Below are 16622 nucleotides of genomic sequence, written 5' to 3'. Positions count from 1 at the left end.
GCGGTGGACGCCCTTCGTCTCGCGGGCGCTCGCTCAGGGCCCGGTGAGGGCGCTCAGGCGGCGGCGCGGGCGCGGTCGAGGTCTTCGAACAGCTCCGTGTTGAACCGGTAGGCGAGCAGCACCTCGTCGATCACGCGCTCGCGCTCCGCCTCGTCCCACGGGGCGGCGTCGAGCTGTTCGCGGTACACGTCCTTGAAGGCGGACGGGTCGGCGATGTCGTCGAACAGGTAGAAGCCGACGCCGTTGGTCTCGAAGCCGAAGCGGCGGGACATGACGCGGCCGATGAAGATGCCGCCGGAGAGGTCGCCGAGGTAGCGCGTGTAGTGGTGGGCGACGAAGCCCCCGGCCCAGGTCGCGCCCACCTGGCGGATGCGCTCCACGTAGCGCTGCGTGGTGGGCAGCGGCGTGATCCGGTCGCGCCAGTCCGCGCCGAGCAGGAACTCGAGGTCGGCCTCGAGCGCGGGGAGGCGGGTGAGCTTGTCGCTGAGGAACACGGAGGCGACGGGGTCGGTGCGCATGCGGTCGCCCGCGCTCTCGAGGGCCTCGTAGATGAAGTAGTGCTGCGCGACGAGCGCGATGTAGTCCTCGCGGGAACCCTCGCCCTTGAGCAGGTCGGACATGAAGCCGGCCGTCTCGCTGCGCGAGTGCGACCCGGAGGAGCGCTCGCGGAGGGCGGCGGAGAAGGAGAGGATCTCGGGCATGGCCCCAGTGTAAGGGCAGCCTAACCTTGGACGGAAGTCCGAGTCGGTGCGGAGTCAGTCGTGCGGCCGCGGCTCGACGCCCAGGCGCGCGCACGCCGCGTCGTACAGCGCCACGACCTCGCGCCGCACCTCGGGGCGCTCCGTGATCGGGCCGCCGGGCCACGGCACGCGCAGCGTCGAGGTGGAGCCGCCGCGGGTGACCTCCCACACGCCGGCCTCGCCGTCGAAGCCGGTCATGACGGACGCCGTCGGCTCCTGGTCGGCGGGCTCGGCGAAGGCGCGGGCGATCAGCAGGTTGTCGTCGGTGTGGTCGCCGTTCATGTGGCGGAGCACGGCGGCGATCACGTCGGGAGCGAAGTCGTGGGGCACCCTCACACCCTACGGGCCGCGATCGGCGCGGTCCCGCGAGGCGGACTTCCAGCATCCTCGCTCTAGACTCGGGAGATACGTCCTCGGGGGTTCCTTCACATGCAGCTTCTCTCGTCGCGCCGGTGGCGCGCCGCAGCGGCCACGGCCGTCGTGCTCGGCCTCGTCCTCACCGGTTGTTCGTCCGAGGACTCCTTCAGCTACACGCCGCCCGACCAGGTCGACGCCTCCCTGCCCGACGACACCGTCGCGGCGATGCAGACCGCGGTCGACAACGCGCTCACCGCGTCGGGTGCGTCCGGAGCCATCGTCGGCGTCTGGGTGCCGTGGAGCGGCAGCTGGGTCGCGGCGGCCGGCACGCAGGACAAGGAGGGCGGAGCCGAGCTGACGACGGACATGTCGTTCCGCATCGCCGACGTCACGCGCCTCATGACGTGCGACGTGCTGTACGCGCTCGCCGACGAGGGCACCGTGGAGCTCGACGCGAAGGTGCCCACCTACGTCTCCGGCGTCGCGGACATGACCGACGTGACCCTGCTCGACCTCTGCAACGGCACGAGCGGCGCCGGGTCGTCCGAGGAGACCGCCAAGGCCGCCTGGATCAACACCCCCGAGCGCGTGTGGGCTCCGCTCGAGCTCGCCGGCTACGGCCTCGGCCGCGCCAGGGTGGCCCCGCACACGACCTTCCGCGACTCCGACGCGGGCTACCTGCTGCTCGGCCTCGCGCTCGAGCGCGCCACCGGCATGACCGCGCGCGAGCTCATCGCGGAGTACGTCACCGAGCCCCTCGGCCTCACCCAGACCGAGCTGCCCACGCCGCAGGCCGCCCCGCCGGTGCCCGAGCCCGCCATGAACGGCCACTACATGTCGGCTGTCGAGGGCGGCTTCAACTGCGCGGCCCCGGTCGACATCACCACCCTCTCGTCGAGCTCCGGCTTCACCGACTCCGGCGTCGTGTCGACCATCACCGACCTCGGCCGCTACGCCCAGGCGGAGGCCGCGCAGGCGCTGCGCACGAAGGAGGAGCCCGCGCGCTTCGGCTCGCCGCTGCCCGTGTCCGACACGGCCGCGTCGTGGTTCCAGGCCACCGGCGGTGCCTACCTCGTCGGCTCGATGGTCGGCCAGCACGGCTGGACCCCCGGCTATGCGACCGCCGCCTACTCCGACCCGGCCACCGGGTTCACCGTCGCCGTGGTGCTGAACGACTCCACCGCCGGGGCGCTGTTCGCCCAACAGCTGTCGTGGGAGCTCGCGGCCATCGCGTCGAAGGCCCCCGCCGCGTCCGGGCAGACCGCCCCCGACTTCGGGCTGCCGTTCACCGCGGAGCAGTACCACCAGGCCACCACGGACGCCGCGCTCCCGTGCGTCGCGCCCGCGGAGGAGTGAGCACCGGCTGATCGGAAGGGGTCGTCGTGGCGATCGTCGACAACGCGATCTACGTGGACGGCGTCCGCACGGAGAACCCGCGGACCCTCAGCGAGACGTTCGAGCGCATGCGCGAGCGACGCGGCATGAGCTGGATCGGGCTGTACCGGCCGAGTCCGGAGGAAATCCGCGCCGTGGCCGACGAGTTCGCCCTCCACGAGCTCGTGGTGGAGGACGCGCTGTCCGGCCACCAGCGCTCCAAGCTCGAGCGCTACGGTGACGTGCTGTTCATGGTGCTGCGACCCGCCCGCTACCTCGACGACCTGGAGGAGGTCGAGTTCGGCGAGGTGCACGTGCTCGTCGGGCCGGACTTCGTGGTGACCATCCGCCACGCGGAGGCTCCGGATCTGGCGCGGGTGCGCCGCCGCCTCGAGGCCGACCCCGCGCTGCTCTCCCACGGGCCGGAGGCCGTGCTGTACGCGATCCTCGACGAGGTGGTCGACGAGTACGCCCCCGTGCTCGCCGGCCTCGAGAACGACATCGACGAGATCGAGAGCCAGCTCTTCGAGGAGGATGTGGACGCCACGCAGCGCATCTACGACCTGGGCCGCGAGGTGATCGACTTCCAGCGCGCCACCCAGCCGCTCGTCGGCATGCTCGAGGCGCTCCTGCGCGGTTCCGACAAGGACAGGGTGAGCGAGGAGCTGCAGCGGTACCTGCGCGACGTGCTCGACCACACCCTGCGCGTGAGCGACAGGGCGACCACGTTCCGCACCGTGCTCGACAACGCGCTCACGGTCGAGTCGACCATCGTCGCGCGCCGCCAGAACGAGGAGATGCGGCGCATGACCGAGCTCAGCATCCGGCAGAACGAAGAGGTGAAGAAGATCTCCGGCTGGGCGGCGATCCTGTTCGCCCCGACCCTGGTCGGCACGATCTACGGCATGAACTTCGACCACATGCCCGAGCTGCACTGGCTGCTCGGTTATCCGATGGCGCTCGCGCTCATGGTCGCGATGGGCCTCGGACTCTACGCGGCGTTCAAGAACAAGGGATGGCTCTGACGCCGTGGGATGATCGCAGGATGGAACTCGTGGCGGGAATCGACTCCTCGACCCAGTCCTGCAAGGTCGTCATCGCCGACGCCCTCTCCGGTCGGGTGATCCGCGAGGGGCGTGCGCCGCACCCGCCGGGCACCGAGGTCGACCCGGAGGAGTGGTGGCGGGCGCTGCAGGCCGCGATCGCCGCGGCGGGCGGGTTCGACGACGTGCGGGCCTGGGCGATCAGCGGACAGCAGCACGGCATGGTCGCGCTCGACGGCCGGGGACGGGTCGTGCGACCGGCCCTGCTGTGGAACGACCTGCGCTCGGCAGACGCGGCGGCCGCCCTGATCGCGGAGCACGGCGCCGCCGCCCTCGCCGAGCGCACGGGCCTGGTGCCCGTGCCGTCGTTCACGCTCACCAAGGTGCGGTGGCTGCGCGAGCACGAGCCGGAGCACGCCGCGCAGGTGCGAGCGGTCGCCCTGCCCCACGACTGGCTCACCTGGCGGTTGCGCGGCTTCGGACCGGACGCGCCGCGCGGAGCCGCCCTCGACGAGCTGGTCACCGACCGCTCCGAGGCCTCGGGCACCGGCTACTGGACCGACGCGGGCTACGACCGCGAGCTGTTCGGCGCCGCGCTCGGCCGCGACGCGATCCTGCCCCGCGTGCTCGCGCACGACGCGGCCGTGACCGATGCGGACGGGCGCCGCGTCGGCCCGGGGTCGGGCGACAACGCCGGTGCGGCGCTGGGGCTCGGCGCGGCCGTGGGCGACGTGGTGGTGTCGATCGGCACGAGCGGCACGGTGTTCGCCACGAGTGCCCACCGCACGATCGACCCGTCGGGCATGGTCGCGGGCTTCGCCGACGCGGCCGGGGGCCACCTGCCTCTCGTCGCGACCGTGAACGCGGCACGCGTGCTCGACACGCTGGCCACGCTGCTCGCGGTGGACCACGAGGAGCTCGGGCGGCTCGCGCTCGCCGCCGACCCGGGTGCCGGGGGACTGGTGCTGGAGCCGTACTTCGAGGGGGAGCGCACGCCGAACCTGCCCGACGCCACGGGCACCCTGTTCGGCATGACCCTCGCGGCCACCACGCGCGAGAACCTGGCGCGTTCCGCGTTCGAGGGCGTGCTGGGCGGCCTGCGCTACGGCCTCGACGCGATCCGCGCGCTCGGGGTGCCGACGGCGCGGGGCATCCTGATCGGCGGGGGCGCCCGGTCGGCGGCGGTCAGGGAGATCGCGCCGCTCATCCTCGACATCCCGATGACGGCACCGCCCGCGGGTGAGTTCGTCGCGTGGGGCATGGCGCGTCAGGCCGCCCGCACGCTGGGGCACGAGCTGCCGCCCGCGGCCTGACCCGCCCGGCTCAGACGTCGGCGGCGGGCCGCAGCAGGTCGGACCACGCCGCGGTGCCGTCGAACACGAGGTCGGTGCCCACCACGGCCCAGTCGGCGCCGGCCGCGGCCAGGGCCTCCGCGTGCTCACGGCGCACGCCGCCGTCCACGCCGAGGGGTCGTCCGGGTGCGGCATCGCGGAGGGCCGAGAGCTTCGCCAGCACCCGCTCGTCGAACGTGCTCCCGGCCTGCCCCGGCACGATCGACATGCACAGCACGGGCAGGTCGAGCGGCACGACCGTCGCGGGCGTCTGCGGGGAGACGGCGAGCCCGGCGCGCACGCCCCGGCGTTCGATCCGCGCGACCGCATCCTTCCAGTCGTCGCTCTCGACGTGCACGATCACGAGGTCGCAGAAGTCGGCCCACGCGTTGACCTCGCGCGCGGAGCTGTGCGCCATCACGTGCGCCTCGGCCGTCATGCCCGTCTGCGCGGCCAGCGCGGCGGCGTCGTCCGGAGTGAAGCCCCCGGCCGCGGCGAACCGCCCGTCGGTGGTGTCCCAGTGCAGCCGGCCCAGGCCCGCGTCGCGCAGTCGCAGTGCGGTGTCGAGGCGGTCGTCCGGGGCCACGGACCACAGCGACCCGGCGATCCGCATCACTCGTCGTCCGCCAGCACGGCCTGGGCGAGGGCGTGGTCGGTGAACAGTTCGCTGATCAGTCCCACCCGCGACACGGTGCGGATCGCGTCGGCCTTCGCGGCTCCTCCCGCGACGGCGACCACGCGCGGCACCTTCTGGAGCTGCTCGTACGAGATGTTGATGCAGCGGTCCTGGAACTCCGTGTCGACGGGGGTCCCGTCGCTGCGGATGAGGATGCCGGCGATGTCGGCGACGCACCCCTTGCTGAGCGCGTTGGCGAGGTCGTCGATGGGCAGCACGTCGCGCACCTGCGACACGGGCGGGTCCCATGCTCCGACCGACAGCAGCGCCGTGGTGACGGAGGGGAACAGGTCGATCGCCGAGCGGATGTCGGGGTGCCGGCGCAGGCTCATCGCGGTCTCGCGGTCGTCCACGATGAGCGGCGAGAAGATCGGGTACACCGCGCCTCCCGCGCGACGCGAGGTCTGTCGCACCACCTCGATCGGGGAGGAGGCGAGGTCGCCCGCCACGACACCGGTGAGCTGCACGATCGACAGGCGCGGCAGGTGCGCGAACTGGCTCGCGGTGGCGGTGAGCGTGCGGCCCCAGGTGACGCCGAGCACCTCGTCCTCCTGCAGCGTCTCGCTGAGCGCGCGGGCGGCGGCGGCGCCGATCTGGCGGCGCACGTCATCGTCGTCTCCGTGTGAGCGCACGACGAGGCAGCGCTCCAGGCCGAGCTTGTCCTGCAGGCGCTGGCTCAGCTCCACATCGGGGAGACCCCAGTCGTGGATCTCGATCGTGACGATGCCCTCCTCCTTGGCGCGGCTGAGCAGGCGGGCGACCTTGAAGCGCGAGATCCCGAGGGCGTCGGAGATGTCGACGCGAGAGCGGTCCTCCAGGTAGTGCGCCCGGGCGACGGCCGCCATGAGGGCGCGGTCCTGATCCACGCTCTTCGTCGCATCGCTCATTTGAGCGTTGAAATCACGAAACTGTGACATATGTGACGGCTGCCTTTCCTCCGGCTCGCGACGGTTCCTATGCTCAAACGTACATCCAAGCATCACAGATGAGCGCAGCATGTGCGAGGCGCGATCGAGGGAGAACGTGTTGAACGTCGATGACGACATCCTGGCGGTAGCGCGCGGGCGGCTCCAGGCCGAGGCCGAGGCGGTGCGCGCACTGATCGACACGATCGACGGCACCCTGGTCACCGCGGCCTCGATGATCCTGTCCGCCACGGGCAAGCTGTTCATCGGCGGCTCGGGCACCTCCGGCACGGTCGCCCGGCGCATGGCGCACATCCTGTCCGTCACCGGCACGCCGTCGCTGCCGTTCTCCCCGATGGACGGGCTGCACGGGGCCTCCGGCGCCATCACCGCCGACGACCTCGTGCTGCTGATCTCCAACGGCGGCGCCTCCGACGAGGTCGTGCAGCTCGCCCGCATCGCCCGCGGCCGCGGCGCCCGCGTGATCGCCCTCACCCGCAGCCACGACACCCCCCTCGCGCGGCTCGCCGACCACAGCGTCGCCGTGGCCGTGCACCCCTCGGCCGACATCGGCGGCATCGTGGCCACCGGCATCACGATCGCGCAGTCCGCGTGGGGCGACGCGCTCGCCGAGGTGCTCATGCGCGGTCGCGGCTACACGTGGGCGGAGTTCATGACCACGCACCCCGCGGGCGCCGTCGGACGCCTCGAAGACCTCCCCGCCGACCCGTCCCGCCTCGCCGTCCCCCCGTTCGAGGAGGTCGCGCGATGATCGACGTGGTCGCCGGAGTCGACAGCTCCACCCAGTCGTGCACGGTCGAGCTGCGCGACGCCGCCACCGGGGCGCTCGTCGCCACCGGGCGCGCCCCCCACCCCGTGACCCACCCGCCCGTCAGCGAGCAGGACCCCGAGGCGTGGTGGGCGGCCCTGGTCGCCGCGATGGCCGAGGCCCGCCGCGGCGCCGACGTGCGGATCGTCGCGGTCGGCGTCGGTGCGCAGTGCCACGGCCTCGTCGTGTCGGATGCCGACGGACGCGTCCTGCGCCCCGCGCGACTGTGGAACGACACCACCTCCGCCCCGCAGGCCGCGGCGCTGCTCGCGCGTCACCCCGCCGCCTGGTGGGCGCAGCAGATCGGGATCGTGCCGTCGGCGGCCATCACCGTGTCGAAGCTCGCGCTGCTGGCCGAGACCGAGCCGGAGACCCTCGCCCGCGCGCGTCACCTCTCCGTGCCGCACGACTGGCTGACGTACCGCCTCACCGGGCGCCGCGTGACCGACCGCTCCGACGCCTCGGGCACCGGCTACTACTCCGCCGCGACGGGACGCTGGCGCACCGACATCCTCGACGAGGCGGTGGGCGAGCGCGACTGGGCGCCGCTGCTGCCCGAGGTGCTCGGACCCGACGAGGCCGCCGGGCGCATCCTCCCCGCCGCGGCCGACGCGCTCGGCATCGACCGCGACGCGCAGGTCAGCGCGGGTGGCGGCGACCAGCACCTCGCCGCCCAGGGCATCGGCCTCGGCGAGGGCGACGTGGCGTACAGCCTCGGCACCTCGGGCGTCGTGTTCGCGACCACGCCCGACCCGGTCGCCGACGTGACCGGGGCCGTCGACGGTGTCGCCAACGTGACCGGCGGCTACCTGCCGCTCGTCTGCACGCTCAACGCCACCAAGGTGACCGACACGATCGCGCGGCTGCTCGGCGTCGACCACCGCGAGCTCACCGACCTCGCCCTCGCCGCCCCGCTCGACCCGGAACGACCCGTGCTGGCCGCCTACCTCGACGGGGAGCGCTCGCCCCGGCTCCCGTCCGCCCGGGGCATGCTCGCCGGACTCACCACCGCGACCGGACGCGAGCAGCTCGCCCTCGCCGCGTTCGAGGGCGTCGCGCTCGGACTCGTCCGCGGGGAGCGGGCCCTCGCGGCGCTCGGCATCCCCACCACGGGCCTCACCATCGCGATCGGCGGCGGCGCCCGCTCGCTCGCGTACCGGCAGGTGATCGCCGACCTCACGCAGCGGCCCGTGCACACCGTCGACGCGCCGGAGGGCACCGCGCGCGGCGCCGCGATCCAGGCCGCCGCCGTGCACCGCGGCGAGACGGTCGCCGCCGTGACCGCGGCCTGGCGCCCCGCCACCACCTCGGTGACCGAGCCCGCCGCCGACCGCAGCGACGTGTGGGACCGCTACCTGCACCTCGCCGACCTGCAGGCCGAGCCAGCCGCGGCCCACCCGCTTTCCCCCGAGAGAGAGGACACTCATGTCTGAGATCCCGTCCACGATGACCGCCAGCGTGCTGCGGGGGGTGAAGGACCTGGTGCTCGAGGAGCGCCCCGTCCCCGCGCCCGCCGCAGACGAGGTGCTCGTGGAGGTCGCGAGCGTCGGCGTCTGCGGATCCGACGTGCACTACTACGAGCACGGACGCATCGGACCCTACGTCGTCGAGAGCCCGCTGATCCTCGGCCACGAGGTGAGCGGCCGGATCGTCGCGGTCGGCGCCGACGTCGACCCCGCCCGCGTCGGGCAGCGCGTCGCCATCGAGCCGCAGCGCCCGTGCCGCCGGTGCGACTTCTGCCGCGCCGGCGACTACAACCTCTGCCCGCAGATGGAGTTCTACGCCACCCCGCCGATCGACGGTGCCTTCTGCGACTACGTGCTGATCCAGGACGACTTCGCCTACGAGGTGCCCGACGCCATCAGCGACAACGCCGCCGCGCTCATGGAGCCGCTGTCGGTGGGCATCGCCGCCGCGCAGAAGGGCGGCATCAAGGTGGGCGACACCGTGCTGATCGCCGGCGGCGGCCCCATCGGCATCATCGCCGCGCAGGTCGCGAAGGCGTTCGGCGCGGTCGACGTCGTGGTCGCCGACATCAACCCGGCCCGCCGCGAGCTCGCCGCCTCCTACGGCGCCCGCGTGGTCGACCCCGCCGCGGAGTCCACCGTCGAGCTGGCGGCGAACGTCTTCATCGACGCCTCGGGCGCCACCCCCGCGATCGTCAACGGCATCCGATCCACCCGCGCGGGCGGCACCGTGGTGCTGGTGGGCAGCGCCGACGAGTTCCCGCTCTCGGTGCCCGAGGTCGCGATGCGCGAGCTCAACGTCACCGGCATCTTCCGCTACACCGGCACCTGGCCCATCGCCCGCGCCCTGCTCGAGTCCGGCCAGGTCGAGCTCGACTCGCTCGTCACCCACGTGTACGGCATCGAGCAGGTCGAGGAGGCGCTGTCGGGCGAGGGGTCGATCGACTCGCTCAAGCGCATCGTCCTGCCCCGCACCCGGCGCGTGGACGAGCCGTCGGTCAAGGCGGCGTCATGAGCGAGACGCTGCTGTCGGTCGAGGGGGTGTCGAAGTCGTTCCCCGGGGTGAAGGCCCTCGACGACGTCTCCTTCGACGTGCGCCCCGGCACCGTGCACGCCCTGTGCGGCGAGAACGGCGCCGGCAAGTCGACGCTCATGAAGATCATCAACGGCATCTACCAGCCCGACGCCGGGACGATCCGGGTGCGCGGCGAGGAGGTGCGGATCAAGAACCCCATCGACGCCCGCGCCCGCGGCATCGCGATGATCTCGCAGGAGCTCAACTACGTGCCGGGCATGACGATCGCGGAGAGCTTCTTCCTCGGCCGGCTGCCGATGAAGTACGGCAAGGTCGACTGGCGGTTCATCCGCAGCGAGGCCCGCCGCATCCTCGCCGAGGAGGGCCTGGACTTCTCGATCAACCGACGCCTGGGCACCCTCACCGTGTCGGAGATCCAGACCCTGGAGATCCTGCGCGCGGTCTACCACAGCGCCGACGTGCTGATCATGGACGAGCCGACCTCGGCCATCGCGCACAAGGAGGTCGAGTCGCTGTTCGCGAAGATCCGCGACCTGCGCGCCCAGGGCAAGTCCATCATCTACATCTCGCACAAGATGGACGAGGTCTTCGAGCTCGCCGACGACATCAGCGTGCTGCGCGACGGCACCGTCGTCAGCTCACAGCCCGCCGCGGACATCACCTCCAGTCAGGTGATCGCGCAGATGGTGGGCCGCGACCTCGACCACCAGTCCTACCCCAAGGAGCGGGTCGAGATCGGCGACACCGTGTTCCGCGCCACCGGGCTCTCCGCCGCGCACATGTTCGAGGACATCGACCTGCACATCCGCGCGGGCGAGATCGTCGGGCTCGCGGGGCTCATCGGCGCCGGACGCAGCGAGGTCATCCGTGCGGTGTTCGGGCTCGACAAGCTCGACGCGGGCGAGATCGAGGTCGACACGAAGACCGTGAAGATCAAGAACCCCACCCACGCGATCAAGGCCGGCGTCGCGATGCTCTCGGAGGACCGCCGCCTGGTCGGCATCGTCCCGCAGCTGAGCATCATGAAGAACGCCACGCTGGCGAGCCTGCGCAAGGTCATCCGCGGGGGCTTCGCGCGGCGCCGCGAGGAGGAGAAGCTCGTCACCGAGTACTTCCAGAAGATGAACGTCAAGGCGCCCAGCCTGCAGACGCGCATCGCGAACCTCAGCGGCGGCAACCAGCAGAAGGTGCTCCTCGCCCGCTGGCTGATCGCCGACCCGAAGGTGCTGCTGCTCGACGAGCCCACCCGCGGCATCGACGTCGGCGCGAAGTTCGAGATTTACAAGATCATGACCGAGCTCGCCCGCCAGGGCCGCGGCATCCTCATGATCTCCTCCGAGCTGCCCGAGCTCATCGGGATGTGCGACCGCATCTACGTGATGTCGGCCGGACGCCTCACCGCGGAGCTGACGCCCGATCAGTTCTCGCAGGAAACCATCCTCACCTACGCCATGAATGAAATCGAGGTGGCATGACAATGCTCCAGAACCTGAAGAGACTCGAGGTGAACCGCTTCTCGATCTACATCATCCTGCTGGTGGTGATCGTCGCGGCGAGCTTCCTGAGCCCGAACTTCCTGAGCTCCGACAACATCTTCAACGTGCTCCGCCAGGTCGCCGTGATCACGATCCTCGCGTTCGGCGCGATGACGCTCATCATCGGCGGCATGATCGACCTGTCGGCCGGTGCCGTCATGGCGTTCGCGGGCGTCGTGTCGGTGCTGGTCTACAAGTCGACGGGCAACCTGCTGCTCGCGATCCTCGCCGGCATCCTCATCGGCATGCTCTGCAACCTCGTCAACGCGTTCCTCGTGGCGACGCTGAAGACCCCCGCGTTCATCGTGACCCTCGGCATGATGCTGATGGCGCGCGGCGCGGTGCTCGAACTCACGCAGGGGCAGAACGTGCTGCAGCTGGGCGACTTCATCCTCATCGGCCAGGGCAACCTCGGCTGGCTGCCCATCCCGGTGCTGGTGCTCATCGGCGTCACCATCGTGATCTGGTACCTGATGAACCAGACGCGCTACGGCCGCTCCGTCTACGCGGTCGGCGGCAACGAGGAGGCGGCTCGCGCTGCCGGCATCTCGGTCGAGCGGGTGAAGTACCAGGCGTTCCTCGTCAACGGCGCCCTGGTCGGCATCGCGGGCGTGATCTTCATGTCGCGCGTCAACGCCGGGCTCCCCAACGCGGGCGTCGGCTACGAGCTGCAGGCCATCACCGCCCCGATCATCGGCGGCACCAGCTTCTCGGGCGGCGTCGGCACGGTCATGGGCACCCTCGCGGGCGCGCTGATCGTCGGCATCCTCGGCAACATCATGAACCTCATCGGGATCGGCTCGTACATCCAGCAGATCGTGATGGGCGCCATCATCGTCGTCGCCGTCGCCTACGACGTCTTCAGCAAGCGCGGCAAGGCGAAGACCACCATCCTCAAGTCCGACGCGAAGGGCGACCCCTTCCCCGTCGGAGCCTCCTCGTCCGCATCCGATCCGGGAGGCGGCAGGACCTCGTCCTGACCCCTCCGTCCATCGCTTCACCCACCCACAGAAAACAGGAGAAGACAATGAAGAGTCTTACCCGCAGGATCATCGCGCTCGGCGCCGCTGCCGCCGCGGCGATCAGCCTCGCCGGCTGCGCCGTCACCACCGGGAACCCGGCCGGGAACGGCGGCGGAGGCGCCTCCGAGGACAAGGACGAGTACCGCGTCGCGTACATCGCCCGCGCCCAGGCCGACTCGTTCGCCGCGTGGCTCGCGAACGAGATGAAGCAGGAAGCCGGCAACTACGACGACATCACTCTCGAGGTGTTCGACGGCCAGGCCGACGACGAGATCGAGAACAAGATGATCGAGAACGCGATCGCCAACCGGTTCGACGCGATCATCATCCAGGCGAACAACGCCGACGCGCAGCTGCCGTACATCCAGCAGTCCATCGACGCGGGCATCGTGACCATCACCACGAACCCGCGCGTCGAGGGCCTGAGCGGCGGCAACTCGGTCGACGCCGACCCGTACAAGCAGGGCGCCGTGGTCGCCGAGCTCGCGGTCGAGCAGATCCCCGACGGCGCCAACGTCGTGGTGCTGAACGGCCCGGCGGGCAACTTCCACAGCACGGCCCGCCGTGACGCGTGGCAGAAGGAGTTCTTCGAGAAGCGCACCGACGTGAACATCGTCGCGGAGGACATCGCGAACTGGAACAAGGACGAGGCCATGACCCTCATGGAGGACTGGTCGCTCGCGAACCCGCAGATCGACGCGATCATCTCGATGAACGACAACATGGCGTCGGGTGCGCTCGAGGCCGTGAAGGGCAAGAGCGGCTTCGACGGCATCCTCGCGTTCGGCGTGGACGGCACCCCCGAGGCCACGCTGCTCATCGAGGCGGGGACCATGACGGCGACCTCGCTGCAGAACGCCCGCGAGCTGGCGCAGCTGAACCTCAAGGCCGTGCACGACCTGCTCACGGGCGCCGAGGACGAGGTCAACGTCGACATCGGCAACCCGCTGATCACGAAGGACAACGTGCAGGAGTACATCGACCTGTACAAGGAGGCCGGTCTGCTGGACCAGTGACACCGCGTCGGGGGAGCGGGCGACCGCCCGTTCCCCCGGCCCGTGCCCCCGCCCGTCCCCTTCCCGAAAGACCCCGATGCGCGCACTGACCGCCGCCGACGCTCCCGTCCGGGTGCGCGAGCTCTCCCGCGACGCACGTCCGTTCCTGCTCGGCGTCGTCGGGCCGCCCGGCGCCGGCAAGTCCACGCTCGCCGCCGCCCTGGGGCAGCCGGTGCTGCCGATGGACGGGTTCCACCTCGCCAACGAGCACCTCGACCGTCTCGGACTGCGCGACCGCAAGGGCGCCCCGGAGACCTTCGACGCGCACGGCTTCGCCGCCCTGCTCACCCGACTCCGCGCGGGCGAGGCCGTGCTCGCCCCGCGCTTCGACCGCGACCTCGACGCCGCGGTCGCCGGCGCCCTCCCGCTCTCCGCCTCCGACCGCGTGATCGTGGTCGAGGGCAACTACCTGCTGCACGACGCGGGCGGCTGGGAGCGCGTGCGCCCGCTGCTCGACGAGGTCTGGTACCTCGACGTGCCCGACGGACTGCGCGTGCGCCGCCTCGTCGCCCGTCACGAGGCCCACGGCCGCTCCCACGACGACGCCGTCGCCTGGGCGACCCACGTCGACGGCCCCAACGCCGACCTCATCCGCGCGACCCGCCACCGGGCCGACGCGATCCTCACCCCGACCGAAGGAGACGACGCATGAGCGTCATGGACACATTCGCCCTCACCGACCGCACCGCCCTCGTCACGGGCGCCACGCGCGGCCTCGGACGGGAGTTCGCCCGCGCGCTCGCCGAGGCCGGAGCCGACGTGGTCGTGCACGGCCGCGACGAAGCGGCGGCACGCGAAACCGCGGCGGAGATCGAGGCCGTGGGGCGCCGGGCCTGGGTGGTGCTGGGCGACCTGACCGACCGTGCGTCGGTCGACCGCATCGCCGCCGAGGCCATCGACGCCGCGGGCGGACGCCTCGACATCCTCATCAACAACGCCGGGGCGTGCATCCACCGTCCGGCGCTCGAGGTGACCGACGACGAGTGGTCGCACGTGATCGACACGAACCTCACGGCCCTGTGGCGGATGTCGCAGACCGTCGGCGCGCACATGGTCGCCCGCGGCTCCGGGTCGATCGTGAACGTGGGCTCGATCTCGGCGCAGATCGTGAACCGTCCGCAGTTCCAGCCGGCGTACAACGCCTCCAAGGCCGCGGTGCACCACCTCACCAAGTCGCTCGCGGCGGAGTGGGCCCCGTCCGGCGTGCGGGTCAACGCCGTCGCGCCCGGATACATCAAGACCGACATGTCGCCGGTGGACGAGCCGCGCTTCCGCCGCTTCTGGATCGAGGACTCGGCTCAGCAGCGCTACGCCACGCCGAGTGAGGTCAGCCCGTCCGTCGTGTTCCTCGCCTCCGACGCGGCGAGCTTCATGTCGGGCACCGTGCTCGTGGTCGACGGCGGCTACACGCTGTTCTGATCGCGGCGCACACGCGAACGCCCGCTCCCGGGGGAGGAGAGCGGGCGTTCGTACGTTCGGGGTCAGTCCTCGCCGTCGGCCTCGGGCATGCCGGGGCCGGGGCCCGGGCGCACTTCGGCGTCGTCGCGGATGTCGACGCGCGTGGTGCCGTCGTGCTCGCTCACGTCGATGCGGGGGGCGGCGTCGGCCTCGGTCGCGTCGGGAGCCGAGGTGAGCTGGTCGTGCCGGTTCTCCTCGAAGCTCTCGCGGTCGTCGCCGGTGCGGTCGTGGTCAGGCGTGCTCATGATGCTCCTTCTGGTCGTCGGTCGTCGAACGGGAACGCGTCCAGCGTGCCACGGCGTACAGCACCCCGCCCACCGCGAGCAGGATCGCGCCGAACAGCCACACCTGCGCACGCTGCTGGGTGAGCAGCAGGATGCACGACCCGACGCCCAGCACCGGCACGAAGGTCCACACGCGGAAGTGGTCGTGCTCCACGCGGTCGCGCCGCAGCACCAGCACCGACACGTTCACGCTGAGGAACACGACGAGCAGCAGCAGCACCACGGTCTCGGCCAGAGTGGCCAGGTCGCCGACGAGCGTGAGGCCCATCGCGACGAGGGTCGTGGTGAGGATCGCGACCCACGGGGTCTTCCGCTTCGGCAGCACGCGTCCGAGCACGGACGGCAACAGGTTCTGCTCGGCCATGCCGTACGTGAGGCGGCTGACCATGATCATGGTCAACAGGGCGCCGTTGGCCACGGCGATGAGGGCGATGAGGCTGAACAGCCACGACGGCACGTTCACCCCGGTGGCCTCCACCACGGCGAGCAGCGGGCCGCTGGACTCCTGCAGTTCGGACGACGGGAGGGCGATCGCGCTCGCGAGCCCCACGAGCACGTACACGACGCCGGCGGTGATCAGGGCGGCGAAGAGCGCCCGCGGGTACGTGCGGCGCGGGTCCTTCACCTCTTCGATCATGTTCGCCGAGGTCTCGAACCCGACGAACGAGTAGTACGCGATCACGGCTCCGGAGAGCACGGCGATCGCCACGTTCGACCCCTCGGGCGCGGCCATCGCGCGCGACACGTCGCCACCGCCGCCGCCCACGAAGATCGCGACGACGACGATCACGATCACCAGACCGCTGAGCTCGATCGCGGTCATCACGAGGTTCGCGCCCATCGACTCGCGGATCCCCCGGGCGTTCAGCAGGCCGACGAGTGCGAGGAAGGCGATCGCGACGGGGATGGTCGGCAGGTCGACGAAGGTGCTGAGGTAGTCGCCGGCGAAGGCGATCGCGAGCCCGGCGGCACTGGTCACCCCGGCCGCGAGCATGCTGAAGCCCACCAGGAACGACACCAGCGGGCTGTGGAAGGCACGCTCCGCGAACACCGCGGCGCCGCCCGCGCGCGGGTACTTCGTGACGAGCTCGGCGTAGGAGCCCGCCGTGAGCAGCGCGAGCAGCAGCGCCAGCACCAGGGGTGCCCACAGCAGGCCGCCGACCTTGCCCGACAGCACGCCCATGAGCGCGTAGATGCCCGCGCCCAGCACGTCGCCGAGAATGAAGGCGTAGAGCAGAGGGCCGGTGATGGCGCGCCGCAGCTTGGTGGGCGCCTCGGTCGCGGGCGCAGTCTGGGAGGTCATGCTCGCACGCTAGGGGGAGCGGACGGCCACGGGCGACGGGCTTGACAGAGGCGCGGAACATGCGCGAAGCCTTCGGCCTTGCACCGTCCTCCGGTGCGACAGCGCCCCGTCCAGCGTTTTCCCAGAAAAGACCGCGCGGCTCCGCCTCCCGGCCCACCGCGGCCGCTATCCTCAGTGCCGCAAGGCGGGTCGTCGGCTACGAATTGCC

At 71.5% G+C, this 16622-nt stretch carries 17 protein-coding genes; 11 read left to right on the top strand and 6 right to left on the bottom strand.

Features of this window, described 5'->3' with window-relative positions:
• Positions 1 to 53 precede the first annotated feature (53 nt).
• The gene (locus tag ACFV3I_RS00660; RefSeq protein ID WP_240744512.1) at positions 54 to 701 is read right to left on the bottom strand and encodes a heme oxygenase (biliverdin-producing); all 648 of its coding nucleotides are present in this window, start codon (positions 699 to 701) and stop codon (positions 54 to 56) included.
• 54 nt (positions 702 to 755) lie between these two features.
• Positions 756 to 1070 (bottom strand): DUF2470 domain-containing protein, encoded by a 315-nt coding sequence (locus ACFV3I_RS00655; protein WP_136044268.1) that lies wholly within the window; start codon positions 1068 to 1070, stop codon positions 756 to 758.
• A 99-nt stretch (positions 1071 to 1169) separates the two neighbouring features.
• Here ACFV3I_RS00655 and ACFV3I_RS00650 point away from each other — a divergent pair, with 99 nt between their 5' ends.
• Genes ACFV3I_RS00650 through ACFV3I_RS00640 form a run of 3 tightly spaced genes read left to right on the top strand, consistent with a single transcriptional unit; the run spans position 1170 to position 4827 of the window.
• On the top strand, positions 1170 to 2453 hold the full coding sequence (locus ACFV3I_RS00650) for a serine hydrolase (RefSeq protein WP_136029698.1): 1284 nt from the start codon (positions 1170 to 1172) through the stop codon (positions 2451 to 2453).
• 26 nt (positions 2454 to 2479) lie between these two features.
• Complete coding sequence (gene corA / locus ACFV3I_RS00645; RefSeq protein WP_136044266.1) at positions 2480 to 3496, top strand: magnesium/cobalt transporter CorA; 1017 nt, start codon at positions 2480 to 2482, stop codon at positions 3494 to 3496.
• 20 nt (positions 3497 to 3516) lie between these two features.
• Positions 3517 to 4827, top strand: coding sequence for an FGGY family carbohydrate kinase (locus ACFV3I_RS00640; RefSeq protein WP_366628153.1), 1311 nt, complete (start codon positions 3517 to 3519; stop codon positions 4825 to 4827).
• Between the two features lie 10 nt (positions 4828 to 4837).
• Here the strand turns inward: ACFV3I_RS00640 and ACFV3I_RS00635 are convergent, their stop codons facing one another.
• A complete protein-coding gene (locus ACFV3I_RS00635) occupies positions 4838 to 5458 on the bottom strand; it encodes a hypothetical protein (protein ID WP_378822159.1) in 621 nt (206 codons plus the stop codon).
• The gene (locus ACFV3I_RS00630) at positions 5458 to 6408 is read right to left on the bottom strand and encodes a sugar-binding transcriptional regulator (RefSeq protein ID WP_168387142.1); all 951 of its coding nucleotides are present in this window, start codon (positions 6406 to 6408) and stop codon (positions 5458 to 5460) included. The genes ACFV3I_RS00635 and ACFV3I_RS00630 overlap by 1 nt, the downstream gene beginning before the upstream one ends.
• Positions 6409 to 6544: 136 nt before the next feature.
• Between ACFV3I_RS00630 and ACFV3I_RS00625 the strand changes: the two genes are divergently transcribed.
• The 8 genes from ACFV3I_RS00625 (at position 6545) to ACFV3I_RS00590 (ending at position 14788) form a co-directional block, all read left to right on the top strand.
• On the top strand, positions 6545 to 7198 hold the full coding sequence (locus tag ACFV3I_RS00625; protein WP_378822158.1) for an SIS domain-containing protein: 654 nt from the start codon (positions 6545 to 6547) through the stop codon (positions 7196 to 7198).
• Positions 7195 to 8688, top strand: coding sequence for a xylulokinase (xylB, locus tag ACFV3I_RS00620; protein WP_366628149.1), 1494 nt, complete (start codon positions 7195 to 7197; stop codon positions 8686 to 8688). The genes ACFV3I_RS00625 and xylB overlap by 4 nt, the downstream gene beginning before the upstream one ends.
• Positions 8681 to 9736, top strand: a complete 1056-nt coding sequence (locus ACFV3I_RS00615) for an NAD(P)-dependent alcohol dehydrogenase (RefSeq protein WP_378822157.1) — start codon at positions 8681 to 8683, stop codon at positions 9734 to 9736. Before xylB ends, ACFV3I_RS00615 begins: the two co-directional genes overlap by 8 nt.
• A complete protein-coding gene (locus ACFV3I_RS00610; protein ID WP_136029713.1) occupies positions 9733 to 11232 on the top strand; it encodes a sugar ABC transporter ATP-binding protein in 1500 nt (499 codons plus the stop codon). Before ACFV3I_RS00615 ends, ACFV3I_RS00610 begins: the two co-directional genes overlap by 4 nt.
• On the top strand, positions 11229 to 12272 hold the full coding sequence (locus ACFV3I_RS00605) for an ABC transporter permease (protein ID WP_240744513.1): 1044 nt from the start codon (positions 11229 to 11231) through the stop codon (positions 12270 to 12272). The genes ACFV3I_RS00610 and ACFV3I_RS00605 overlap by 4 nt, the downstream gene beginning before the upstream one ends.
• A 47-nt stretch (positions 12273 to 12319) precedes the next feature.
• Entirely contained in the window at positions 12320 to 13330 is a 1011-nt protein-coding gene (locus ACFV3I_RS00600) for a sugar ABC transporter substrate-binding protein (RefSeq protein WP_136029715.1), read from the top strand.
• Between the two features lie 76 nt (positions 13331 to 13406).
• Positions 13407 to 14021, top strand: coding sequence for a nucleoside/nucleotide kinase family protein (locus ACFV3I_RS00595; protein WP_378822156.1), 615 nt, complete (start codon positions 13407 to 13409; stop codon positions 14019 to 14021).
• Positions 14018 to 14788, top strand: coding sequence for an SDR family NAD(P)-dependent oxidoreductase (locus tag ACFV3I_RS00590; protein WP_136037150.1), 771 nt, complete (start codon positions 14018 to 14020; stop codon positions 14786 to 14788). Before ACFV3I_RS00595 ends, ACFV3I_RS00590 begins: the two co-directional genes overlap by 4 nt.
• Before the next feature lie 62 nt (positions 14789 to 14850).
• On the opposite strand, the gene ACFV3I_RS00585 is transcribed toward ACFV3I_RS00590, so the two are convergent.
• Together ACFV3I_RS00585 and ACFV3I_RS00580 are read right to left on the bottom strand one after the other, a co-directional pair.
• On the bottom strand, positions 14851 to 15072 hold the full coding sequence (locus tag ACFV3I_RS00585; RefSeq protein WP_136029719.1) for a multidrug transporter: 222 nt from the start codon (positions 15070 to 15072) through the stop codon (positions 14851 to 14853).
• Entirely contained in the window at positions 15059 to 16414 is a 1356-nt protein-coding gene (locus ACFV3I_RS00580; protein WP_378822155.1) for an APC family permease, read from the bottom strand. The genes ACFV3I_RS00585 and ACFV3I_RS00580 overlap by 14 nt, the downstream gene beginning before the upstream one ends.
• Positions 16415 to 16622: the final 208 nt, after the last annotated feature.

It is taken from the genome of Microbacterium sp. NPDC059771 (assembly GCF_042732495.1).
GTDB classification, from domain to species: Bacteria; Actinomycetota; Actinomycetes; order Actinomycetales; family Microbacteriaceae; genus Microbacterium; species Microbacterium sufflavum.
This window is presented reverse-complemented; position numbering and strand designations above follow the sequence as displayed.